The sequence below is a fragment of the Oxyplasma meridianum genome (genome assembly GCF_038024865.1).
GTDB classification, from domain to species: domain Archaea; phylum Thermoplasmatota; class Thermoplasmata; order Thermoplasmatales; family Thermoplasmataceae; genus Oxyplasma; species Oxyplasma meridianum.
On the sequence record NZ_CP133772.1, the window covers coordinates 669,873 to 692,873 of the forward strand.

A 23,001-nucleotide genomic window follows, 5' to 3' on the forward strand; every position below is an offset into this window, starting at 1 on the left:
TGATACACGATAAATTGAAATATAGGCAGTTGCATAACCGAACTTTTCACTTTCCATGCAATTGTATAGACCTTGTTATTGGGAACAATGAATCGAAAAGATTGAGATCAGCAAAAAACTTTATTCATTATATAACTGCAAGTCTGTCAATATTGAGGGTACCAGATGTATGATTATGGTGAAAGCGGCATCTGCATTGAGATGAAAGAAGTTACAAAAAAATATGATTCTATTTCAGCTTTAAACGGCATAGACATGGAGATACCATGTGGTGCAAGATATTCTCTTATAGGCCCCAATGGTGCAGGAAAATCAACCACCCTGAAAATACTCGTGGGCCTTCTTAAGCCAGATAGTGGGAAGGTTACTGTAGGTGGCTTCGATCCAGTTACAAACCAAGCAAAGGGGATTATAGGCTATCTACCGGAAGATGCTTACCCATACATAAATCTCACACTCAAGGAGAATCTTGAGTATATAGGGGCCATAAGAGGCGTTGAAGATCCTAAATCAAGGGCAATGGATCTAATTGAGAAGCTGGATCTCCTCCCTTACCGATACACAAAGGTGTCGCAGCTTTCAAGGGGAAACCGGCAGAAGCTTTCAGTTGCACTTGCCATAGTGCACCATCCTAAAGTTATCCTGTTGGATGAGCCTCTTAACTATCTGGATATACCAACACAGGCCTCTGTAATAAAGATGCTGGACGATCTGAAAGCAACATATCTTGTATCAACCCATATTATGGAGATCGCTGAAAAACTGTCCAGAAACGTAATAATCATAGGGCATGGAAGGGTGACATGGAACGGTACAATGGACCATCTCAGGAAAATGGCAGAAAATGGCGAGAGAATCGAGGAAGTTGTTGCAAGGCTGATGAAAGATGTTGCTTAAGACCATCAAGCTTATACTCATAACAAGGTACTCCAGGGCCTTCATTCTAATCCTTTTATTTCTGCTTGCATACAATATTTTCATAGGTCTTGTAATAAAGCCTGCAGAGATTGTTTACTACCGTTATGTTGTCCTGGCAATTTTTTCCTTTTTTACACTGCTGGCAGGAGTTAACAGCACTGTACCCCTGCTGAAATCAGATGTTCATTTCCTTTTCGTCTCGGCTATGCCCAAGAAGGATCTTATACTTAGCCTGTTTACGTCCAAGTATGTTTTCTATGGACTGTCCTCCCTTATACCGGTTCTTTACACGCTTCCCTATACACAGAGTGGAAGAATTGATGAGGGTTTAGGGCTGATTCTCAGCCTACTGATGACTTTCTTCGTAACATCTATAGGTCTTGCACTTTACGATTTCTCAATCAAAGTCAGGGTAGCAGTTAGTGTTGCCATAACAGTATGGTTCATAGGACCTATTTTCGGATTCTATTACTCACCTATGGCTTTTCTATTTGGCCATTTTATATATGGCACACTTTTTGTTGTTATCCTTTCATTTTGTTTCACCTACTTTGCATTTAGAACTCTTGCAGCAAGCCAGATAGAAAAGACAAGAGTAATAGGATCTGCAAAAGTGAAGAGAGACGAAAGCGGGAATGTCATCATAAAAATTCCAAAGGAATCCAGCTTCAGAAACAGGTCAGTCGCTTTTAATACAATAGCCTTCAACTTCTCAAGGGTTCCCATATATTCAAGGACCTCATTCATCTCAAGGAGCAGGAGCGGAACAACAAAAATTTCCAGGGTTATAATCGTGGGCATAGCTATATCAATCCTTCTAAATTTTATTCTGGTTAAATTCAGCACCACTGGATCCACCCGTCTGCTTATTTCAGTATTTATATCTGTATATTCTGTTATGTTCATACCGATTTTATTCAGCCAGAGTGCCCTCTCTCTTGAAAGGGCATGGTTATCGTTCACATCAATGGATCCTGGAGTTTACATGAAATACTTCATGACCGGAAAAATTCTGCAGGCCATCAGCTTTACTGCACCAATCTCTGCCGGGCTGATATTTATCTCACTATTTTACGGCCTTCCTTATCTTGGTCTGGCTCTCCTTGAACTGGTACCAATACCATGCCTTCTTGTAGTCTACATTTACATAGGCTTCTCGGTTGGGGTATTCCAGATTCGCGATCCGGAATTTGTGACGCAACAGTTTAACTCAAAGCAGTTCTTCAATGCTCTTCCCTCCATTCTTTTTCTTCCTATTGCTGCAATTTCTGTAATCATACCATACTTTGGGGTTATTTTCGCCCTTGTGATGGTTGCTTTTGCTTTGATATCAATCACCAGAACAAAATTGTGGAGGAAGAAAGCTTTTAGGCTTATTGAAAGTGGATTTGTATAATTTGCAATTTCATTGTGCTGACGGATTCAAAATAAAATTATATTAAGATGGTTTCTCAATATAGAGACTGAATATATTTAGTATAAACCCATTACCAAAACATGGCTTTCCAGGTGAGGAGGGAGGATAAAAGTCTGGCTTTAAGGGATCCTGATTCTGTACCTGTTCTCAGCTTCATAAAGGATGTTTCAGGTTTTGAAAGTTTTTCCGAGAAGGGCAGTTTTGATTTTCATTCCAGAAGGGTTGAAATAAGTAGGTCAGAGGGGATAATTGAGATTAGAATATCACTTGAACAGGAAGATAGGATCTATGGTCTTGGAGAGAAGCCGGGAAGAATGGCAAGAAACAGGTCGGTTCATTCTGTTTATAGCATGGACGCCTGGAATTACAACAAAAAGCTGAAAGAGATATACTCTTCATTTCCATCTTTTATTGTTGTATCATCCAATATTTTTGAAGTCATTGTTAATTGCGGGTCAGAAATATCATTTGATTTTGGTGTGAGTGATTACAACAGTATCAGGGTAAGGATTCCAGTTAAGGACTTTGAACTATTCATGGGTTCTGCAGATTCCTTCCATGAGATCATGGAGTGGCACTCCTCAATAACAGGCAGGCCATTTAGGTTGCCCTCATGGGTTCTTGGCCATCAGGTCTCAAGGTGGTCATACTATCCTCAGAGTGTGGTTGAACATGTCCGTGACAGTTATCTCAGGGAATTTGATCTATCAGCCCTATATCTTGATATAGATTATATGCGGGGGTACAGGATCTTCACGTGGGACAAAGAAAAGTTTCCTGAACCTGAAAAATTGGTAAAAGAATCTCTCAAGAAAGGTGTAAGGATAATTCCAATTATTGATCCAGGTATAAAGTTGGACCAGGACTTTGACATATTCAGGAAATTTTTGGGGCATTATGTGGAAGATGGAGATCATGGAATATTCACCGGGTACGTATGGCCCGGCATCTGTGCCTTCCCGGATTTCATGAACAGTGAAACGAGGAAAATCTGGGGGGAGGAGATGAGAAGATTCTCGGAGGCTGGAATTGAAGGGATATGGCTTGACATGAATGAGCCCTCTGTTAAATCAGTAAAGGGAGAGATGGTTGAAAGTGAAACCATAGATGGCAAGGCTATTCACAGACTTGATGACGGGGTTGAAAAAAGACACGGAGAGGTTCATAATTTCTACTCCTACTTCCAAGCCATGGCTACCTATAATTCTCTGAAAGAAAATATAAAGGAACCGTTTATTCTCACGCGATCGGGTTATTCCGGAATTCAGAAATACGCTGCTATGTGGACAGGAGACAATGAAGCATCCTATGATGATCTTCTTCTTCAGATGGCAATGATCATGTCTCTAGGCATATCCGGGATGCCCTACGCTGGTTGTGATCTAGGGGGATTTATGGGTTATTCTGATTACGAACTTCTCTCCCGGTATTACCAGATGGCACTGTTTTTTCCCATATTCAGAAACCACAAAGTGAAAACGGGAAACGACCAGGAACTTTACAACCTTCCTGATAAGTACAAAAAACGTATAAAATCGGCAATTGAAATGAGGATGAGGTTTAGGGATTATCTCTCATCTGTTGCCGAGGAGAGCCATTTGACTGGACATCCTATCATAAGGCCCCTTTTCTACCACTATTTCCATGACCGGGAGACGCTTGGCATAGAAGACGAGTACATGGTTGGATCTGACTTAATATATGCCCCACAGGTCTACAGGGCGAAAGACACGAGAGAAGTTTATATTCCGGAAGGGGAGTGGATAGATTTCAATACCGGGGAAAAAGTGCAGGAAAGATCGTGGATATCCTCCCATGAACAGTTTCCAATCTATTTAAAAAAGAGGGCTTTCAAACGGATAAAAAAATAGGAGAAAACCTGAAAAAGAGCATTATTCCTGCCATAATGCTTGGTCTTACGGTAGCCCTTCTTATATTCCTTCTCAATCTGGCTGAACATTTACTCATCATATCAATAGATGCCAAGTATCTTATATTTGCATCATTCGGGTCATCCGCGTTTCTAATGTACCTTATGCCCGAAAGTAATTCCTCAAAAGTCAGTAAATTTGTGAAAAGCTACTTTGCTGCCGGGGTCATAGGATTATTATGCACTTTCATTGTGCCTTATATTGGACTCTTCTATTCAATAGCTGTTGTTGAAACTGCTATAGCCATAACGCTGGTTGGAATTGAAGCGAAACATCCACCCGCTGCAGCTATAGGCATTGTGTTTCTCATAAACAGGGTAGGAATTTACGGCATCATTATCATTATAATTGGAGTAGCCACTGTATCTATTCTCACCACTGTGTTAAAGAAAGCATTTTATGAAGCTGAAAAGGAAGTTAGAAGGGTAAAATGAAATTGCTTTCAGGTTTAGCCTGAATTAAATTCCGGGTTATTACGGAGGAAAGCAACTGAATGCATAAAATTTGTTTCTATAAATGCGGATATGAATAAGACGTTTCATTCCCAATTATTAATGGTTAATTTTACATATAAAGTTTCAATCTGGACTTGATAAGAATGACGAAAGCGGTGCTTGAGACCAATAAAGGAAAAATAACCATAGATCTGTTTGAAAAGGAGATGCCGGTTACAGCAGGAAATTTTAGGAAACTTGTAGAGAAAGGTTTTTACAATGGGGTTATTTTTCACAGGGTAATCCAAGATTTCATGATTCAGGGAGGAGACCCCACTGGAACCGGAATGGGTGGTCCAGGGTATTCAATAAAGGATGAGTTTACAAAAAATAACAGAAACGACAGGGGAACCATTTCCATGGCAAATGCCGGACCAAACACTGGAGGATCACAGTTTTTTATCAATCTCGTCAACAACAACTATCTTGACAAAAAGCACCCTGTATTCGGCAAGGTAATCTCTGGGATGGAGGTTGTGGATGCAATATCTAAAGTAAAAACTAACAGTCAGGATCGCCCTCTTGAGAACGTTGTGATAGAAAAAGCACAGATAGTTGACTGATCATTATCCTGCTGCAATTTTTCATTTCTTTTCTGAGAAGAAGGGCGATAATTATGCAAAGTTCAATATACTCAATTGCTCTTTAACAGACATGGGACTGGGCAAAAGAGACTTGGACAGAAAGAAGAAGAGCCTGGAGAGAAATCTTGAAGATCTGGAGGAAAAAGCGAGGAAAAATCCTCTTAACAAGAGTCTTCAGGAAGAAATAAAGGAAATTAAGAAGAAAATAGCAAAATAAAATAATGGAAGTCCATTAAATTACCAGTTTTTTTCTAATTTCGCCGATTAAGATTGCAGATAATTTTTTAAGTTTTCAGTTGCTGTTACATCAGATCAAAGTTGAAAAAAGTCGAGATTATTGATTACAGATCACTGGAATGGCAAAAGATCATGGATTTTCTTATGAAACAGATGCCCAAATCTGTATATCTGATGGGTGACATGCTTTCAGGATCCGGTAAATTTAGCATGTTTGTGGCGGTTGAGGATTCTGATATATCAGGTATCATTCTATACTACTGGGGAATTCCGGGTTCCGGCATAACATGGATACTTGGAGACCACCAGACTGTAGAGAGGTTCATAGAAAGCCTCGATGATGGTACATTTGTAATACTTACACCCGTAGAATTGGAAAAAAAACTGCAGGAAAGGTTCAGGGATGCCAGGTCGTATCCGGAACACATAATGCTATGCACTGGAAAAGATGAATATAAAACGGAAATTGATTTTCGAATACTTGGACCAGAATATATAGATCAGTGGGGGTTTCTTCAAACAGAAAGAAAATCTATCTCCAGGGAAGAGAATGATCAGTTTCTCAGGACTCTTACAAACCAGACCTGTTTCGGCATTTTTGTTGACAAAATCATGGTATCGGGAGCAGTTATTGAGACCAGTACTCCAGAAATGGCTGTTATCGGTTCTGTGAAGACACTTTCAGTCTACCGGAATAAGGGATATGCCACGTCGCTTATGGCTTCAATTGTTGGTTACTGCCATAACAAAGGGCAGGTCTTATATCTTTTTGTACGGAAAGACAATCTGGCTGCAATCACAGCATACAGGAAGGTTGGATTCAGTATAGTGGATGAGATTCTGATTTCTTATATCGGGCTGAACATTTAACTCTTGTTTTTCAAATTTAGAAGTAAATCCGGATAGGTAACAGTTTCCTTTCCTAATTCCGCGAAAAATTCCCATAGAAGTTGAGGGTTGAAATCAGGATAATTAACAAGTGATGATCTTGAAATAAATGGAATACCAGTCTTAACCATGATTTCATAAAGCCTTGCCCTTACGTTTGAGAATCTGTCGGGAGGTATGTAGTTTCCCCATCCAAATTTGCTGGAAAGCCTTGCTATAGAAAAATGAGGGGTTTTACCGTTCATAATACACTTAAAGCCTTTTAGATCAGATTCAAGTATAATGACATTGTTGAGAAAATCACCCATATCACGGAAATGAAGGGCAGATTCATTGCTTAAAATGGGAATTTCCAGCATAAGCCCATTCTTCTCACCAACAAAAGTTGGCTTCCTGATCATTTCCAGTGCTGATGAACCCCCACCTTCCCTGCAGATAAATATTATTTTTCTTCCAGAATAAGTTGCTATTTTCTGGAGTAGCCTGAATTTATGGTTGAGATCACTGTTTTCCACTTCAACTATATACTCTGTTCCCCTGTACAAAAAAATGCCGTCTGGAACGTGTCCTGCAACTCTTTTTGAATCCTGCCAATTAACGTCATTCTTTATGACAAAGTCCCTGAATTTCTCAAGAATTCCCTGATGCACAACTGACCTGGGTAATACTGCCTTCTCAGTGTTCATAGAACCGTACTTCAATATGCATTTCCGGATTATGTCTCTGGAAATATCTGTCTTTATATCTTCTAGTGGGTCTGTCCTAAAAGAGAGGGGGCCATTATAACCTTCTGGGGAAATATTCCATACAAGTGCACTGTGCCTCCCCTGTCCCTTCATTATCTCGGAAATTCTCCGGTTCAATGGAAATGGAAATATGTTTTCGGAAAGACTCTGTGCATCATCTCCGGAAATTGAGAAGGAGATGAAAGTTCCAACATTTGCCATAACGGATCTGGATACATCCTGGATCAGCCCCCTGAGGTGCTGTGTTGAGAGAATAAGCCTGATACCGTATTTCCTTCCCTCATTCAGAAGGCGCAGAGTAATTCCCGCTGGAAGCGATTGTGCTTCATCTATGACTACATAGTTGCGTACCGGATCTGATGGAGAGTTGAATGAACGTATTATGTTGAATATTAATGAAAGAATCATTATTGATACCATCCTGTATGTTTCTTCCGACATGGATGATCTATCCATAATTATGGGAACAAAACCGTTTCCTCCTTCCAGAAACGTTTTCAGAGTGCCGTTTTGGTTCTCGCCCGAAATCAGGTTGTGCAATGCACTGTTTGATACAATGGGGAGAAGCTTGTTTACTGTGCTTCCCATATATTCAGTCCACGATTTCTGATTGGCAGCCAGATCCCTGAAATATGCCGATACAACCTTATTTTTTGCCTTCTTGAGGTATTCTCTCATCTTTTCCATATCAGAAACTAACTGCAGAAACCCTTCAAGGGAGGGCGATTCAACATCATCCATATATCCCGAAAGCAGAACCCGGAAAACTACTTCAAGTCTGGGCCCCCAAGTCCCACCGGAAAATGCCTCTTCATGAAAGAACAGGTCCCTGATCCATCCTGAAATAACCTCACGGCTCTCGGGGGTGCCACTATTACTTAGAACGTTGAAATGCAGCGATTTGCTTATGTTTCCTGAAATTTCAGTTGAAGGTGAAACTGCATATACTCTGTCACTTTCTATTACCGATAAGATCCGCCTTGATAGCGTTTCATGGGGATCGATGAGTATGACGTTTCCAAGCTTTCTTGAAATAATGCCTTCGCAAAGTGAGTTCAGGACTGTTGACTTCCCCATGCCTGTTTTACCAAGAATAAGGATGTGGCTGTCAAGTGCCTCTTGGGAGAGGTACACTTCATGGCCTGAGAAGGTGTGACCCAATAATGCAGTCCCCTTGGAAAAAAAGGTCTTAGGTCTGATTGCAACAGAATCCTCATGCCGGTACAAAACTGTAAACCTGACCTAGAAATATCTAAAGGTGGATCGATCCATAACCTCAAGAAATTCTCTGGCAGCTTTTATATCGGCTTCAGGCGTAAACTCTACAAAATCCCAATTAATAATGACATTCAACTTGTTTCCCGGAGTAATACCAGAAACTTCAAGAGACAGGGACTTTATTCTATCTCTCTCATGTTTCTCAGGAAATCGATCAATATGCATTACTTCACCTGTGTCTGCTGATTTCACCAGGGATGCTTTTCCAAATTTTATCCTATATTTGTCAATAGAGACTTCAGGTAATTTTTTAATGCCAAACAGACCAGCCATGTAGGTTATTAGATCGTAATAATCTCCTTCACTGATTTTCATTCTCAGAGAGTGAAGAATTATAAAGGTATTAAGGCTTTTGCCAGTTGTATGTAATACAATATTTACTTCACAGGGGAGACTAGCAGTTACAAAAACACTGGATATAAATGAAGAGTGGATTCCTGAAAGGAAATGTATGAATATGATGGTCTATTAAAAATTTAAAGTGAGTTTATACAGATTATAACAATATCCATACACTAATTCAACATTGCGGTAATACGCTTCGTATCTATCTGTTTTTGCCTCTTGCTTTTTATATCAAAATTTTTTTATTGCACTAGATACCGCATAAAAGAATAGTTTCGTAAACCTATTTTGGGTGAAATGGTTTCAACTTCAGATGGTAATTCTATTTATCATATTAGAGTAAAAAAGAGAATGCCATGATCTTACCACTGGAATATCCTAGAAAAGATGGTGCAATCTTATCATAAATATGATGCCAGGCAGTAAATTCCAAAATCAAATTGCACCCATAGAACGCTTATAAAATTGGATTTAAAAGAATATGCCGGGATCGGGGATTGAACCCGAGGCCTCCGGATTTCTCAGCTATAGAATAACTTATGAGTCCGGCGCTCTACCAACTGAGCCACCCCGGCCCTAAAAAAAATTATGCCTGTTCAGGTGTCTGATCTTCTTCCTGAACATTGGTCATAGTTCTTTTTTCACCCAATGTATAGAACTCAGATTTTCTAACCTCTAGTTTCTTTATGGGATAAACATCTCTAGTTGCATATACCATGTCGCTATAGATATCATCACCTATAACGTACCTAGCGGTGTCAGATGGAGATGCGTTCTCCAGCCTGCTCTTAAGAAACTCCACAATGGTGTTCCTTATTTCAAGTCTTTTTGTATTTGTAAGCTTTCCATCTGTCACTACAACAATTTTGATTGCAACCTGGAAACCATCCTGAAGTCTGAAATCTTTTATAATATCTATTCTCTCTTTTCTTCGTCTCACCATTCGTTTGATATAATCGTCACTAATGGAATGGCCAATAAAAGTTGTACTGCATTTACTTCCCTGGCAGGAATCTACTCTGAATATAACTTTTGCATTGGACTTTTTAAAATTACCTGTGAGATCTGCAATAGAGACCTCAATATGCCTTCCTATCATGGATGTTTCATCTGAACTGGGGCTTACAGTTATCTCCTTTCCTCCCATATAGTCCGGTGACATTATGGTGTACCATGATTTCTCCTTCCATTTATCCTTGCCTTTTCTCTGACCTTTTTCTCTCGCCATTAAATCCCTCTAAATATTGAATTAAACGTGGTACCCTGGTAATGGAAAAGTAAAGTTAAACCTTTCTATTAGATTTTATATTAAAATTTCTGCATTTCATGGTTGAATCAGCATATTGAGGCAGTCATCTTTTCAAAGCAGCAGTCATGCAGTGTGCACCACCATAACCACCTGTAAGCTCGCTTAAATTCACAACTATGATCTCAATCCCATTTTCCTTGACCTGTTTACTAAAGGGAAAGAGGTTCTTTTCTTCAACAGAAGTCAATTCCTGTTTTATGGCAGTCTGTAGATTATCCGGAAACACCCCCAGATTTAAGAGTTTCTTTAGAACAATGGGTGCGTTGACGGCAACTATGGTTCCGTTTTTCAGCGTTAGAAAATTAGAGGAATAACTCATCTGCTCAGCTATGCTTAGGTTTACAAAATTAAAGTTCTTTCCCTTCAGGTATTCGAAGAGTGTGGTTTCTATTGTTTTAACATATTCATTACCACTTTTTCCAAAAATTATTGCCTTTGCTTTCCTGCAGAGTTCAACAGAGGTAACCGCAACACCATCTGCAGCTATGTTGAAAAAGGTATCAAGATGCATATTAACCATGGGGTCCCGATCCTCTTCTAGAAAATCATAGACCGGGTTTTCCACCAGACATACCTCGTCAAAATTAACAAGGCCGGAATTCATTGCCTGCATTGCACCTTCCATATTTGTCCTTGTTCCAACCCCTATGATACAGAAGGTTCCAGCCGGAATAAAATCTCCACCTTCAAAAAGACCCTTGCCAGATATCCTTACAAGATTATCCTCCCCAAATGCATTTCTGAATATGAATTCTGTTATGTCAGGCTCTTTAATCCGCTGCCTTCTTTTCATGTTGCCTATGATCACTCCACCTGAAGAGACAGCCTGCTGATCTCTCATAAAATATAGGTTTGCAAGGGGTATATTGGAATATATTGTTGGGTATTCAACAGAATTTCCATTCTCCTTTTTAAGGTCAATGGAAGGTTCAAGAGTGAGTGTGTAAAACAGTGTTGAGGAATCAAACATAGAGACGTTCTTTTTGAGCTGTTCCTTTGCAGCCCTACTCGATTCGACAGACCCATAGAAGGAAACCATATTGACAATCTTGTCCTCCAGTGCTTTACGGAAAGCCCTGTTTTCATCAGCCTTTGATACAACTTCTTCTTTGAGAATCCTGACTTTAACGCCATTCTTCTCCAATGTTTCCTGCAGATTCATATGCTCCTTAATGGCAACGGAAGTCCGGAATGGTCTTTCAAACAGGAAAGGTCTTGGGGATAGCATAGCATACTCTATTTCGATGCCCGGTCGGTGCATCATAACTTCCTTAAGTGTATCCCATTCTGATCTGATCTTCATAAAATCATTACAGCATATGCTGGAATTTCATATATTTTGGCTTTCTCACTGAGGTACTATTATATTGTTGTCAACCTGTATGAGGTCCAGTTCCTTTTCCTCAGTCTCCAGCTTAACAGTATGGGTTTTGAAAGTTACTGAGTCCATTATTTCGCTCTCACCGTGGCCGCTTGAGAGAACAATGAATTTTTTAAGGTTGCCCAATGCATCCACAATCCTCCAGTCCTGGTCGAAAACATCAGCGCGTTTCAGAACTCTTTTCTTCATATCCCTGGGGTCAAGAACATAAATGGTCTGGGGATGTATGCCAATAATAACAAATTTCTGAGACTTGCTCTCAATTATTGAACCCAGTTTAAGATTGAAAATCCTGATTGAATATGTATACCTGTATATCTCGCTGCCCTCTTTCATTCCTGCCAAAGACTTTGAAACTTTCAGGTTGCTGAAGTACATGTCCATTATTATTTTGGAAAGTTTAAGGGCATCGCTCCTTTTCCCCAGGTATATGTCCACTCCCTCCCTCTGCGAAACCACTTTAGATATAAAAGATGTGGGGTTTGACCCCTCAGCAGATTCTATAAACTTTACTGCAAACTGTTCTACCTCACCTATTACTTCAGTCGCCTCATGGGAAAATGTTCTGACCTGAAGGATGGATTCATAATATGAACCAGATACTCTGTTGCATGTTGGACAGCTGTTTTTAGTTATCTTAAGTTTGATGACAACATTCTCTTCTTTGATCAGAGTACCACCATTGAAAATTTTCAGATTTGCAGTTAGATTGGCGTTATCCAAATCGACTCCCACCCATGATATGTCAAGTCTAAATCCAGGATTGTTAAGTACAATTATTTTTCCAATGGATTTGGTTATTCTAGGCACTATGTCTCCCCTGTACCATGACTTTCCTATCATTACAGATGCGCATTTCGGGCACTGGGTGATCTCCATGAAATCAGGAACAGAAAGATCGATTGTGGATGCCATGCAGTTTTTGCATAGTCTTCCTTCAGTAACCTCCTCCTTTCCGCATAATATGCACAACATCTCTGAAACACTCAGTCTTCAATATTGCCTTTTTCCTTATATCTTTTCACAAGGCCTTGAGATATAAGCTTCTTTCGGATCTCGGTGGTCCCCGCACCTATCTGTCCAAGAATGGCATCCCTGAGAAACCTCTCAACCTCACCCTCTCGGATATAACCTAAACCTCCTAAAATCTGGATTGCCTCCCTGCTGATATATTCTGAACACTCGGCCGCATAGTAGATTGCTGAAGCCGCAGAAAGCGCATCCATCTTATCTTTTTCAAGTGTCTTTAATGACTTCTCGCAGAGTAATCTGCTTGTTTGTAGTTTTGTGTACATAACAGCCAGTTTTTCCTGTATGAGTTCAAAATCTGATATGGGTAGACCGAACTGTTTCCTATTTATGGCATAATCAAGGGCAATTTCTAGAGACCTTCTGGATATACCTGTAAAAATGAAGGATAGAATTACACGCTCAGAATTCAGGCCACTCAGTATAATATTCTTTGCATCACCGAATTTCCCAATAATTCTATCCTCTCCAAGTTTTATTTCATCGAAGAAAATTTCTCCGGTAGGGGAACCTCTCATTCCCATTTTGTCAAACTTCTTACCCCTGCTGAATCCCATGTCATCTGAAAGAACTACAAACGCGGTATAACTTTGGCCTGTTCTTGCGTAAACAAGAAAGAGGTCTGCATAAGGTGCATTGGTGATATAAGTTTTTGAACCACTGAGAACGTAATGATCACCTTTTTTCTCAGCGTGGGTTTTCATGGCAAGTGCGTCAGAACCAGACGATGGCTCGGTGAGGCAGAGAGATCCAAGCCATTCTCCGCTGGCAAGCTTCGGAACATAATTCTTTCTTATCTCCTCTGAACCGTTCCTGTAAAGGTTATCAAGGCAAAGGTTGCTGTGAGCTCCAAAAGAAAGAGCAAGCGAGGGAGAGTAATAACCAAGCTCCTCCTCGATTATTGCCTGGCTTTCATAGTCCATCCCTGATCCTCCATACTTTTCAGGAATGGTTGTTCCAAGGAATCCAGCTTTTCCCATTTTTTTAAACACATCCATAGGAAAGTAATCTTCCCTATCCATTTTTGAGGCAATACCGGAAACTTCACGCTTTGCAAACTCCTTAACACTGTCCTTGAATATGTTATATGTTTCAACATCCAGCATAAGTTATAATCGTAGTATACCATTATATGTTTTTCCAATGAACATTTTTCAAAAAGTTGTCAAGAACCTTTCTTCATTGTTAGTTTTAGCTTAAGTTTTTTTCCGCCTTCTTTGTAAGACATAGATTAGAAATTTACAGTTGGATAGACTCTTAGATTCCATGAAAATATGGAAAAGATCTGTTTTAATCCCTGGAAAATCACAAGGCGATAAAGATGCAGTATAAGATGGATATTATCCCATCATCCAGCAATGACTGTTAATGAATCTGGTCAGTGTGGATCCTATAATGCCAGGAACTTGAATCCAGTTAAAAAATATCTATCAACCAGATATTGACATAATCTCAAACTAGAAATTGCCAAGAAATAGTTGGTAGGTGCAGAAATTGCAAACTGAAGTTATATGTGAATCTGAAAACAAACCATAAAGGGGCGCATTGCAAATAAATAATAAGAAACTGCCACTTGAAACAAATCAGCATATATTATTTAAAAGTTGAAATTGTCCAAAAAGCACAAGCTTAATTAAAAATATGCGATATACATACCGTCTATGTACCGTGATTCTTATACTCTATCTTCCAGACATTGTGGCTTGAGTGTGGAGGAAATAATCATTGGCATAGAATTAAAGGGTAGATTCTAATGTACATAATTGTTGAGGATGAATATACAGCGAGAATTCCGCCGGAGATGCTTGGCGATGATTACGACGTTGCAATTGCAAAAGTTACCAGAGAATCTCTGGAGGGAAAACTTATTGATGTTTTTGAGGAAAATAAAAATGATAGGCCTTCAGGAAAATGTTTTGTAGTGTCGGTTATAGAAGTCAATCGCCACGGAGATGGAGCAATAGTGCACGGGGACGGAGGTGTATACCAGACAGTATCATACAAGGCTCTGGCTTTTTATCCTGAGATGCAGGAAATTGTGGAGGGATACATAACCTCTATAACCAAACTGGGAGCGTTTATCAAATTTGGTCCCTTTGAAGGGCTTTTGCACCTCAGTCAGATCATGGATGACAGGATTGATATAGATCTGGACAACCAGAGACTTATAGGTAAGGATACGAAAAAGGATCTGAGAACAGGGGATAAAGTAAGAGTCAAGATAGTAAACCTTAACCTGAGTTCATCCAATGTAAGGGATAGCAGAATTGGTTTTACAATGAAGCAGATGGGGCTTGGGAAACTCCAGTGGCTGTATAAAAAGAAAGTGGAAAATTAAGGTGTTTTAAATGAAGCAGGTATACAGGGCATGCAAGAAATGTAAAAGAATCACTACAGAAAAGAATTGCGCCTTCCATCCCGAGGAAAAAACCACACCTGACTGGCTTGGTTTTGTCATAGTTGCAGAACCGGCAAACTCAACTATAGCGGCCAAAGCCGGAATCAAAGAAAAAGGTGTCTATGCAATTAAAGTCAGGCAGTAAATTCATAGTTTCCCATATAATAAGAGAGGAGATATCCCAAAGCAACGGGGAGTTCTGTTCCCCTGAAATTGTTTTAAACAGATATTCCGGAAGAACTATCTGTTCCGTAGGGGATGTTACTACAAAGATTCTAAGTTCTGCATCTGTGGAAGTGTTTCTTCAGGTGGTTGATTTGAAAACAAAGAGGAACAATGACGGATCTTTCCCCCATATTGAAGGTTCCATTAAGGTTTTCAATCCTCCTGGCGTTATAACGCATGATCTATTTCTTGCAATAGAAAAAGTATTCAAGGAAGGGAAAAAGGCAAGGATCGAAGTTGATGGCGAGGAGGACCTTGCTGTAATACCAATAATTTTTTATTCAAAATTGGATACAGTGATAGCTTACGGCATCCCAGACAAAGGGATGGCATGCCTGGAAGTGACACAGTCGTTAAAGGAAAAAATTGATGATCTATTAAAAAGGATGGATATAGAATGGCAGAAATAAAGATAGAAAGCAGTGTTGAAAATAAACTGCTCAAGAGAACTGAAATAAGATACACGGTCAGTTTCAAGAATTCACCCACTCCTAAGAGGGAAAGTATAAGGGATATGCTGGCAAAGAACACAGGATCAAAGATTGACCTTGTTATCGTTGATAGAAATCTCCAGGGTACCGGGGTTCACTCATTAAAGGGATACGCGAAGATTTACAAGGACAGAGAGAGCGCGATGCTTTACGAACCCGATTACGAATTGTACAGGAACAATCTCAAGACGAAGGAGGAGAAAGCATAATGCAAAAGAGGGAGATCTACTCCATGGAAGGAGAGAAACTTTCCAGGTCAAGAAGAACCTGTCCTAGATGCGGTGCAGGAGTATACCTTGCCGAACATGCGGACAGGTTTACATGTGGAAAATGTGGTTACACTGAAATAAGAAAGGAACCAAAACAGGAAAAACCAAAGACTGAAAAGGCTACACCTGGTGGAAAGAAGAAGCAGCAGAAATAATTTTTTGTCTTTTATTTTACAATGTTCAGACCAGAATATGGGTCTTTTCATCAATATAAAAAATATGGATTATGGTTATTTTTGAAAAATGTACTTCATTTTCATATTTATGAAATCATATAATTTTAATGGAATTACCCTCATTAAAAATGAATAGAAGGCTGGATGCTATCAGAGACTGGAAATCATTCTTGTGGTTTCCCCTGCGGCCTTCTCGATATCCTTGTACTTGGTTTTAAGCATCTCCTTCGCCTCAGGGCTGAAAGCCTGAATATCAAGTATATTCAAAAGATGCCTTAGCTCTGAATCAAGAAGCGATACAAGTACACTCAGCTGTTCTACCTTTTCCGGCCCTACCTCTTTCCTTCTGGAGGAGGCAAAACAGTCAAAATGAACCGACCCGGAATTTGTAAAAGTGAATTTCTCTCCGGTCTTTACCTTCTTATTGCAAACATAACATTGAAACTCTGCCATAGCTACGTAATAATTAATTATTTAAAATGCTATCGTACGTTAGCAATGGAAAAACGAGGGACTGCCATCCTTCCCCTTCATTACGGACACCCCCCAGAATATCTTTACCGAAGGATGGTTAAGCTTGGTGGAATAATATGCGATCTTATTTCTGAAAAGTTTGGAACTGAGACACTGCTTGAGAAGATGTCAGATCCCTTTTGGTTTCATTCACTCTCACTGGCCATAGGATTTGACTGGAATTCAAGCGGCACCACAACAGCAACGCTTTCCGCACTAAAGGAGTACTATTCACCCGGAAAAGGTGATATTTCCATTATAGGTGGAAAGGGGAGTAAGATGGGTAATGTCAGGGATGAGTTAAAGAACGCAGAACTTAATGGCTTCATAGATGACAGCCAATTGCCCAGGATCTATAGCACCTCAAAAAAGGTGGCAAGAATTGATCAGAACCTCCTCCAGGACAGCTACAACCTCTATCTTCAATTCATAATACTGGATGCTAGGAACAGATGGTCCATAATTCAGCAGGGTTTAAACAGCGAGTCCCGGCTTGCCAGAAGATATCACTGGTCCTGGGAGATCAAAAACGATTTTTTGAACGATGGCAGATCCGGCCTTTCAGGCTTCTATAATAATAACAATACTCTGGACTTATCTTCCTCTTTGAGTGAAAATAACAGGAAGGGCATGCTGGAAGTGGCACGTGAAAATCCTCAAAAATTTTATTTCACGTTTGCAAAAAAAGGGCAGATCACCATTGATTCATTCAGCGAATCAGGCACCAATAGACATAAGATTCTGAATATGGATTACAGAATCGACTGGAACAAAATGAGAGAACTCTATGAATATCAGCCTTCAGACTTTCAATCCATCATGGATTTCAAAGGTGTTGGGAAATCAACATTGAGGGCATTATCCTACCTGGCTGAAGTCATTTACGGAGAATCCCCCTCATATGAAGACCCTGTAAAGTATTCTTTCGCACTGGGTGGAAAGGACGGAGTCCCCAAGCCAGTTAACACGCATGACTATGATCTTGCAATAGAATTTTATAATGAAGTTTTAAGCGGTACCCCGGAGAAGAAAGCCGTAATGGATAAACTTTCAAGATCTCTATCAAAATACAGTGCCTTTAAAACAGGTGCGACATAGATTTTAAACTGGAGGGTCCCATGCCATGACATTGCCGGAGTAGATCATGGATCTAGATATTGTTAAATACAAATACGCACTAATATAAGGATAATCTGACATGGAAGAGACTGACGTTGTAAATTTCAGAGTAGAGGATCAGCTCAAGTTCCTGGACCCAATAATTGCAAAATGGTTCAATTCAAAATATGAGGGGCTTACGGAGCCACAGTCAAAGGCTATCCCTCTGATTCATCTAAAAAAGAACGTACTCGTCTCAAGTCCCACAGGAACCGGAAAAACCATGACAGGTTTTCTTGCAATACTCAATGAGCTTTTCCTAATGTCAAGAGAGGATAAGCTGGAGGATAAGATATATTGCCTTTATATCAGTCCATTGAAAGCCCTTGCAAATGATATTACAAAAAACCTCAATAATCCTCTAAATGAAATATATGAATTAGCAAAGGACCAGGATGTTCACCTTCCCAAAATAAGGGTTGCAGTTAGATCGGGTGACACTTCACAGGGTGACCGTCAGAAGATGCTCAGAAAACCGCCTCATATCCTAATTACCACACCGGAATCATTCTCTCTTGCCCTTTCTGCTCCAAAATTCAGGGAGAAATTCAAGGACCTGAAATACGTAATACTGGATGAAATACATGAGATATCGGCTACAAAGAGGGGATCACTTCTATCTGTCAATCTTGAAAGGCTTGAATCTGTTGTTGCATCTCCATTTGTAAGAATTGGCCTTTCTGCTACTCAGGCACCACTTGATAAGATAGCCACATATCTGTGTGGATACACTGGCGATAAACCCAGGGAATTTTCCATTATAGATGTGGATACAAAGAGATTTCTGGACCTGAGCACAATAACTCCCGTAAACGATCTGACCAGGACAAGCTACGAGGTTGCAAATGACAGGATGTACGACATACTGGTCAAGCTGATTAATGAACATAAGACAACACTTGTTTTCACAAACACCAGAAGCGGAACAGAGCATGTAGCAATGAGGCTTAAGGCGAGAGGGATTGATGAAATAGAGGCACATCACTCCTCCCTTGGCAAAGAGACCAGGCTTGACGTTGAACAGAAGCTGAAAAATGGGGAGCTAAAATGTGTCATTACCTCCACATCACTGGAACTTGGAATAGATATAGGATATATTGATCTTGTAGTGCAGATAGGAAGCCCAAAGTCAGTTTCCAAAGGTCTTCAGAGGATAGGGCGATCCGGGCACAGCATAAATGAACTTTCCAAGGGGCGCTTTTTGATCTTTGAACTAGATGACCTTGTAGAAACATCTGTTCTCACAAAAGCTGCTTACGACAGGGAAATAGATAAAGTTGTAATTCCGGAGAACTCACTTGACGTACTTTCCCAGATACTTGTTGGAATGTCTCTTGAAAAGGTATGGAAACTTGAGGAGTCATACAATCTAGTGAGACAATCCTACTCATTTCATACACTGCCATGGGAAGATTTCATGGCCACAATAGATTATCTTGCTGGAAAGATAGAGGACAGCACCATATATTCAAAAATATGGGTTGACGATCAGGAGAGAACTTTCGGGAAGAAAAAAAGCAGCCGTATGATATACTTCATGAATGTTGGAACAATTCCAGAGGAGGCAGATTACCAGGTTATAAGTGAAAGGGGTAGGAATCTTGGGCAGCTCAGCGACAAGTTTGTTGAGAGACTTAGACAAGGTGACGTTTTTGTCCTGGGGGCAAAAACGTATATGTATGTCAGGTCATCGAAAAACCGGGTCTATGTGAAAGAAGCCACCGGAATGCGCCCAACGGTGCCTTCATGGACAGGGGAGATGCTTCCGAGAAGCTATGATCTTGGTGTGCTCATAGGAAAATTTAGGAAAGAAATGGTGGCAAGAATCAAGACAGGCATTGATCAGACATCATGGCTGAAGGAGAACTACCATGTTGACCAGTTCGGGGCAAATAGCATCATTTCTTACATAGATTCCCAGTCAAAATTCACTGTTCCCACTGATGATAATCTATTTATTGAAGGTTATATAGATAAAGAGAATTTATACAGCATAATTTTTCATATACCCTTGGGTAGAAGAATCAACGATGCACTTTCAAGGTCCTATGCACAGGCCATATCCGCTAAATATTCGGTTAATACCAGAATAACGGTTACAGACGACGGCTTTATGATTACCACTGAGAAAAAGATACCAATAAGTATAGTTCCGCGTCTGATTACGGAGAATAATTTTGAGGAGATTGTCAGAAGGTCAATAGCGAATACCGAGGTATTCAAGCAGAGATTCAGGCACTGTGCGGCCAGGTCTCTCATGGTACTGAGAAAATATAAAGGGTACGATATCTCGGTTGTAAGGCAGCAGCTGAGAAGCGATAAAGTACTGAAGCTTCTGGGGCAGATGGACAATTTTCCCGTAATAAAGGAGACCTACCATGAAATTATGAATGATATGATGGATGTTCCCCATGCTAAAGAATATATTAAAAATGTAATTGAAGCCGGAAGATACAGGATAAGAGATTATTCAGCCGAAACCAGCCCCTTCTCATATGGACTCATCCTCGCCGGTGTATCTGACATGGTTCTCATGGAGGATCGCACAAAGCTCCTCAAGGAGCTTCAGTCAAAAATACTTGATAAAATCTATGGCGAGAAGGATATCCATTTTATTTTCAACGACATGAAGCTTGTTGAGTCTTATTTTTCTGCAAAAACACCACGAATTTCAGATGAAGAGACTTACATGGACTTTGCTTCACATTTCCTCTATTTTGATCCTTTTAGAAACAGGGTAAACTCTCCGTTTCCATATGCTGATACCGCAGTGACAGATATCTCTGATAAGTTAATCCAGGAGGACAGAATTGTCAGTGCTTATGTCAGAGGGGTTCAGTGGATAAACCGTGACTACTATAAATTTTTCAGGGATCATTTCAGGCGGGAGATAGAACTGGACCAGGTGGACAAAAAAGTCCTTGATCATTGCAATGAAAAAACATTCAATGAAATAAAACACCATCTTGCTATTAGTGACGAGATGCTTAAAAATTCACTGAACAGGCTGGAGCAGGCTTATCTCGTGAGAAGGAAGAACAGATCAGGAATATCCACATATATTATCAATGATCTTGAAAATACAGGTCCCCTCACCATGGAAGAGGCCATACTGAAAATTATAGGTTCTTTCGGGCCACTGACCATGGACGAGATACTGATCAAGCTCCCCCTTACTGAAGATGAAATCAAAAATTCATTACAGCCACAGGTTGATTCAGGGCTGGTGGTGTATGATTACATTACTCCCGTGTTTTCAAAACAGTATATGATTAAATCGGATCTTGAGAATATCCTGGGTACCAGCACAGAAAATCCACTTAAGGATCGTATCATGGCCATTACTGGGACTGTAGATTCCACAGAGGAATATTTCCAGAGGTACGGTTACGCCTTGAATGCAGACAACATCAGGTCGAGGTTTTCAGGTTTCATGGACTCAGATCTTGATGATCTGCTGAAGACTAAAAAAATTCTTTATATAAAAGCAATAAAGAACAGGCTATGCTACATTTCAAGATGGCTAATGGAATCTCTTCATTCTCTCAGGCATGATGACGGAGGAAAACAGGAGAATGAGATATATAATCTCATAAGAGAAGGATACGGGAAAGAATCAGATCTCGTACAGAGGACTTCACTAGACACCAGATCAATAAGGCAAGTGTTGAGGAATCTGGAATTCAAGTTGTGCATTTCCAAAGGGCCGGAAAACAGGTATTATCCAGTTATGGGGCTTGAACCTGTAGTAGAGAAGCATGAGGCATTGCAGAGAATAATAGACGCCTATGGCCCCATATCTACAAGGGAAATATCCCACTGGTTTTGGTTCTATCCTGGGGATACGCTTAAAGGGCTGAATCTTAAGCCTGTATACTTCAAGAATGACCTGTATTACGGTGGATCGGGCAGAAGTAATGGCCAGAACGCGGTCATTCTCAACATAAATGATCCTGCATCCATATATTTTGAGAAGATATACATGCGTGAGGCAGACTTCAACTCCAGATTTATACTCAGAGGGGAGGAGATAGCCACCTTCTTCATGGATAAGGGTGATTCTGCAATATGGATAAGCAACCTTATACTTAACAGGGAAGATGTGAAGGATGAAATTCTGGAGTACTTTTCAGTCAACTCCAAGAGATTGGAAGCCAATGCAATAGTTGTTGAAAATTGCAAACCTGCCTTTTCATCTTTATCCAATGGCCATGGTTTCAGATGGGTGGACAACAATCTATGCTTTGGCAACATGCAAATATCTGAACTCACCGCTTCTGATCTTTTCAGGATAGTCATCAACAGATCTTCACAGAGAAAAAAATCGGATCGCCTTACCTACCAGTTTCTGAAGGATCAGATCCTTGGATTCCGAACCGACATAGAATCATCGTATGCAGGGATCAGAAACACAGAGATTCAAAACTACTTCCAGTCCAATCTCATATTCACATTCAACGGCCCCTTTGGATCACCAGCTTTGGCTCCAATTGAGACAGTATCGCTGTACAGGGCAATAAGGAATGCTGAATTGACGGAACAGGATCAGAGGGTTCTTAAGTCGGTCATGGAGATAGGCCCTGCCTCTGAATCGGAGATAATATCATATCTGAGAAGAGACTTCTATGGTATCAGGGAAGTCCTGAAGTCCCTATTTTCAAAGAACCTTGTTGCCCGAGACTCTTCAAGAAAATATGTATATGTGCCTGAAAAGTACCGCAGGGATGACGCTCTTACAATCTTCCTCAATGCCCTTTTAAAAAACTTTGGCTATTTTTCCAGAGGTCTGCTTGAAGACATGCTACAGTTTAAAATTGATAGTCAGTTTTCAGACATCATATCAGCAATGGAGAAATCCGGAAAAATATCCCAATTGCTTATGGCAACAGAAAGGAGACTTATATATATACCCCGGAATTTTTCAGTTAATTCTGCAAATGACAGCTTATCCAGGATCATATCCCCCAAAGACTACATGGCGCTGTTCTTCAAGCAGTACTTGAAATCTACATTCGGTTCCTCCGGGCTTTATTATTACTATACAGAGGGTGGGATCAAGGCGGCATTTTCTGTGAAAAAAACAGGCAGAAGCTTAACTGTGGGGAAGATCATAGGGGACAGATCATACCGGGATGAGATAAAGAAGGAATTCAATAACCTGGGATATGCAGTCTCATTTCCCTGAAGGGGATAATGTTGAAAATACGTGAGTAA

The 23,001-nt window shown here is 40.2% G+C and carries 20 protein-coding genes, 1 tRNA gene and 1 pseudogene; 14 read left to right on the plus strand and 8 right to left on the minus strand.

Features of this window, described 5'->3' with window-relative positions:
* Positions 1 to 165: 165 nt before the first annotated feature.
* The 7 genes from OXIME_RS03405 (at position 166) to OXIME_RS03435 (ending at position 6,451) form a co-directional block, all read left to right on the plus strand.
* Positions 166 to 897 carry an ABC transporter ATP-binding protein gene (locus OXIME_RS03405; protein ID WP_393972072.1) on the plus strand — a complete coding sequence of 244 codons (732 nt, stop codon included), beginning with the start codon at positions 166 to 168 and terminating at the stop codon, positions 895 to 897.
* Positions 887 to 2,314: a hypothetical protein gene (locus OXIME_RS03410; protein WP_393972073.1), complete on the plus strand. Its 1,428-nt coding sequence runs from the start codon at positions 887 to 889 to the stop codon at positions 2,312 to 2,314. The genes OXIME_RS03405 and OXIME_RS03410 overlap by 11 nt, the downstream gene beginning before the upstream one ends.
* A gap of 101 nt (positions 2,315 to 2,415) precedes the next feature.
* Positions 2,416 to 4,206 carry a TIM-barrel domain-containing protein gene (locus tag OXIME_RS03415; protein WP_393972074.1) on the plus strand — a complete coding sequence of 597 codons (1,791 nt, stop codon included), beginning with the start codon at positions 2,416 to 2,418 and terminating at the stop codon, positions 4,204 to 4,206.
* Positions 4,207 to 4,241: 35 nt separating this feature from the next.
* On the plus strand, positions 4,242 to 4,700 hold the full coding sequence (locus OXIME_RS03420; protein ID WP_393972075.1) for an HPP family protein: 459 nt from the start codon (positions 4,242 to 4,244) through the stop codon (positions 4,698 to 4,700).
* Between the two features lie 164 nt (positions 4,701 to 4,864).
* Entirely contained in the window at positions 4,865 to 5,323 is a 459-nt protein-coding gene (locus OXIME_RS03425; RefSeq protein WP_393972076.1) for a peptidylprolyl isomerase, read from the plus strand.
* A complete protein-coding gene (locus OXIME_RS03430) occupies positions 5,316 to 5,561 on the plus strand; it encodes a hypothetical protein (protein ID WP_393972077.1) in 246 nt (81 codons plus the stop codon). Before OXIME_RS03425 ends, OXIME_RS03430 begins: the two co-directional genes overlap by 8 nt.
* 101 nt (positions 5,562 to 5,662) lie before the next feature.
* Complete coding sequence (locus OXIME_RS03435; protein ID WP_393972078.1) at positions 5,663 to 6,451, plus strand: GNAT family N-acetyltransferase; 789 nt, start codon at positions 5,663 to 5,665, stop codon at positions 6,449 to 6,451.
* On the opposite strand, the gene OXIME_RS03440 is transcribed toward OXIME_RS03435, so the two are convergent.
* The 7 genes from OXIME_RS03440 to OXIME_RS03470 all read right to left on the minus strand — a co-directional run bounded on the left by OXIME_RS03440 (position 6,448) and on the right by OXIME_RS03470 (position 13,663).
* A complete protein-coding gene (locus tag OXIME_RS03440; protein ID WP_393972079.1) occupies positions 6,448 to 8,442 on the minus strand; it encodes a helicase HerA domain-containing protein in 1,995 nt (664 codons plus the stop codon). The genes OXIME_RS03435 and OXIME_RS03440 overlap by 4 nt on opposite strands.
* Positions 8,443 to 8,457: 15 nt before the next feature.
* Complete coding sequence (locus tag OXIME_RS03445) at positions 8,458 to 8,808, minus strand: hypothetical protein (protein WP_393972080.1); 351 nt, start codon at positions 8,806 to 8,808, stop codon at positions 8,458 to 8,460.
* A 512-nt stretch (positions 8,809 to 9,320) separates the two neighbouring features.
* Positions 9,321 to 9,413: transfer RNA gene (locus tag OXIME_RS03450), tRNA-Met, on the minus strand.
* 11 nt (positions 9,414 to 9,424) lie between these two features.
* Positions 9,425 to 10,066, minus strand: a complete 642-nt coding sequence (locus OXIME_RS03455; RefSeq protein WP_393972081.1) for a 30S ribosomal protein S3ae — start codon at positions 10,064 to 10,066, stop codon at positions 9,425 to 9,427.
* A gap of 124 nt (positions 10,067 to 10,190) precedes the next feature.
* Positions 10,191 to 11,450 (minus strand): arginine deiminase family protein, encoded by a 1,260-nt coding sequence (locus OXIME_RS03460; RefSeq protein WP_393972082.1) that lies wholly within the window; start codon positions 11,448 to 11,450, stop codon positions 10,191 to 10,193.
* 45 nt (positions 11,451 to 11,495) lie between these two features.
* Positions 11,496 to 12,503 (minus strand): NMD3-related protein, encoded by a 1,008-nt coding sequence (locus OXIME_RS03465; protein ID WP_393972083.1) that lies wholly within the window; start codon positions 12,501 to 12,503, stop codon positions 11,496 to 11,498.
* An 11-nt stretch (positions 12,504 to 12,514) separates the two neighbouring features.
* A complete protein-coding gene (locus OXIME_RS03470) occupies positions 12,515 to 13,663 on the minus strand; it encodes an acyl-CoA dehydrogenase family protein (protein ID WP_393972084.1) in 1,149 nt (382 codons plus the stop codon).
* Positions 13,664 to 14,310: 647 nt separating this feature from the next.
* Between OXIME_RS03470 and OXIME_RS03475 the strand changes: the two genes are divergently transcribed.
* The 5 genes and pseudogenes from OXIME_RS03475 to OXIME_RS03495 form a co-directional block, all read left to right on the plus strand.
* On the plus strand, positions 14,311 to 14,895 hold the full coding sequence (locus OXIME_RS03475) for a DNA-directed RNA polymerase (RefSeq protein ID WP_393972085.1): 585 nt from the start codon (positions 14,311 to 14,313) through the stop codon (positions 14,893 to 14,895).
* 10 nt (positions 14,896 to 14,905) lie between these two features.
* Positions 14,906 to 15,100, plus strand: a complete 195-nt coding sequence (gene spt4 / locus OXIME_RS03480; RefSeq protein WP_393972086.1) for a transcription elongation factor subunit Spt4 — start codon at positions 14,906 to 14,908, stop codon at positions 15,098 to 15,100.
* Positions 15,078 to 15,590: a GTP-dependent dephospho-CoA kinase family protein gene (locus tag OXIME_RS03485; RefSeq protein ID WP_393972087.1), complete on the plus strand. Its 513-nt coding sequence runs from the start codon at positions 15,078 to 15,080 to the stop codon at positions 15,588 to 15,590. The genes spt4 and OXIME_RS03485 overlap by 23 nt, the downstream gene beginning before the upstream one ends.
* On the plus strand, positions 15,578 to 15,880 hold the full coding sequence (locus OXIME_RS03490) for a 30S ribosomal protein S24e (protein ID WP_393972088.1): 303 nt from the start codon (positions 15,578 to 15,580) through the stop codon (positions 15,878 to 15,880). The genes OXIME_RS03485 and OXIME_RS03490 overlap by 13 nt, the downstream gene beginning before the upstream one ends.
* Positions 15,880 to 16,029 (plus strand): annotated as a pseudogene (locus OXIME_RS03495) (30S ribosomal protein S27ae); the annotation flags it as partial. The gene OXIME_RS03490 and the pseudogene OXIME_RS03495, both read left to right, overlap by 1 nt.
* A 237-nt stretch (positions 16,030 to 16,266) precedes the next feature.
* Here OXIME_RS03495 and OXIME_RS03500 read toward each other — a convergent pair.
* A complete protein-coding gene (locus OXIME_RS03500; RefSeq protein ID WP_393972089.1) occupies positions 16,267 to 16,569 on the minus strand; it encodes a DUF2175 family protein in 303 nt (100 codons plus the stop codon).
* A gap of 45 nt (positions 16,570 to 16,614) precedes the next feature.
* Between OXIME_RS03500 and OXIME_RS03505 the strand changes: the two genes are divergently transcribed.
* Both OXIME_RS03505 and OXIME_RS03510 read left to right on the plus strand, forming a co-directional pair.
* A complete protein-coding gene (locus OXIME_RS03505; protein ID WP_393972090.1) occupies positions 16,615 to 17,727 on the plus strand; it encodes a DUF763 domain-containing protein in 1,113 nt (370 codons plus the stop codon).
* Positions 17,728 to 17,827: 100 nt separating this feature from the next.
* Positions 17,828 to 22,972, plus strand: coding sequence for an ATP-dependent helicase (locus OXIME_RS03510; protein WP_393972091.1), 5,145 nt, complete (start codon positions 17,828 to 17,830; stop codon positions 22,970 to 22,972).
* Positions 22,973 to 23,001 lie beyond the last annotated feature (29 nt).

What these genes read in the sequence shown, in the direction of transcription:
- OXIME_RS03445 (WP_393972080.1), bottom strand. Translation starts at nt 8,808, where the DNA reads ATGAAAATCAGTGAAGGAGATTATTACGATCTAATAACCTACATGGCT.
- OXIME_RS03405 (WP_393972072.1), top strand. Translation starts at nt 166, where the DNA reads ATGTATGATTATGGTGAAAGCGGCATCTGCATTGAGATGAAAGAAGTT.
- OXIME_RS03505 (WP_393972090.1), top strand. Translation starts at nt 16,615, where the DNA reads ATGGAAAAACGAGGGACTGCCATCCTTCCCCTTCATTACGGACACCCC.
- OXIME_RS03470 (WP_393972084.1), bottom strand. Translation starts at nt 13,663, where the DNA reads ATGCTGGATGTTGAAACATATAACATATTCAAGGACAGTGTTAAGGAG.
- OXIME_RS03425 (WP_393972076.1), top strand. Translation starts at nt 4,865, where the DNA reads ATGACGAAAGCGGTGCTTGAGACCAATAAAGGAAAAATAACCATAGAT.
- OXIME_RS03500 (WP_393972089.1), bottom strand. Translation starts at nt 16,569, where the DNA reads ATGGCAGAGTTTCAATGTTATGTTTGCAATAAGAAGGTAAAGACCGGA.
- OXIME_RS03410 (WP_393972073.1), top strand. Translation starts at nt 887, where the DNA reads ATGTTGCTTAAGACCATCAAGCTTATACTCATAACAAGGTACTCCAGG.
- OXIME_RS03455 (WP_393972081.1), bottom strand. Translation starts at nt 10,066, where the DNA reads ATGGCGAGAGAAAAAGGTCAGAGAAAAGGCAAGGATAAATGGAAGGAG.
- OXIME_RS03460 (WP_393972082.1), bottom strand. Translation starts at nt 11,450, where the DNA reads ATGAAGATCAGATCAGAATGGGATACACTTAAGGAAGTTATGATGCAC.
- OXIME_RS03465 (WP_393972083.1), bottom strand. Translation starts at nt 12,503, where the DNA reads ATGTTGTGCATATTATGCGGAAAGGAGGAGGTTACTGAAGGAAGACTA.
- spt4 (WP_393972086.1), top strand. Translation starts at nt 14,906, where the DNA reads ATGAAGCAGGTATACAGGGCATGCAAGAAATGTAAAAGAATCACTACA.
- OXIME_RS03485 (WP_393972087.1), top strand. Translation starts at nt 15,078, where the DNA reads ATGCAATTAAAGTCAGGCAGTAAATTCATAGTTTCCCATATAATAAGA.
- OXIME_RS03415 (WP_393972074.1), top strand. Translation starts at nt 2,416, where the DNA reads ATGGCTTTCCAGGTGAGGAGGGAGGATAAAAGTCTGGCTTTAAGGGAT.
- OXIME_RS03510 (WP_393972091.1), top strand. Translation starts at nt 17,828, where the DNA reads ATGGAAGAGACTGACGTTGTAAATTTCAGAGTAGAGGATCAGCTCAAG.
- OXIME_RS03475 (WP_393972085.1), top strand. Translation starts at nt 14,311, where the DNA reads ATGTACATAATTGTTGAGGATGAATATACAGCGAGAATTCCGCCGGAG.
- OXIME_RS03490 (WP_393972088.1), top strand. Translation starts at nt 15,578, where the DNA reads ATGGCAGAAATAAAGATAGAAAGCAGTGTTGAAAATAAACTGCTCAAG.
- OXIME_RS03420 (WP_393972075.1), top strand. Translation starts at nt 4,242, where the DNA reads ATGCTTGGTCTTACGGTAGCCCTTCTTATATTCCTTCTCAATCTGGCT.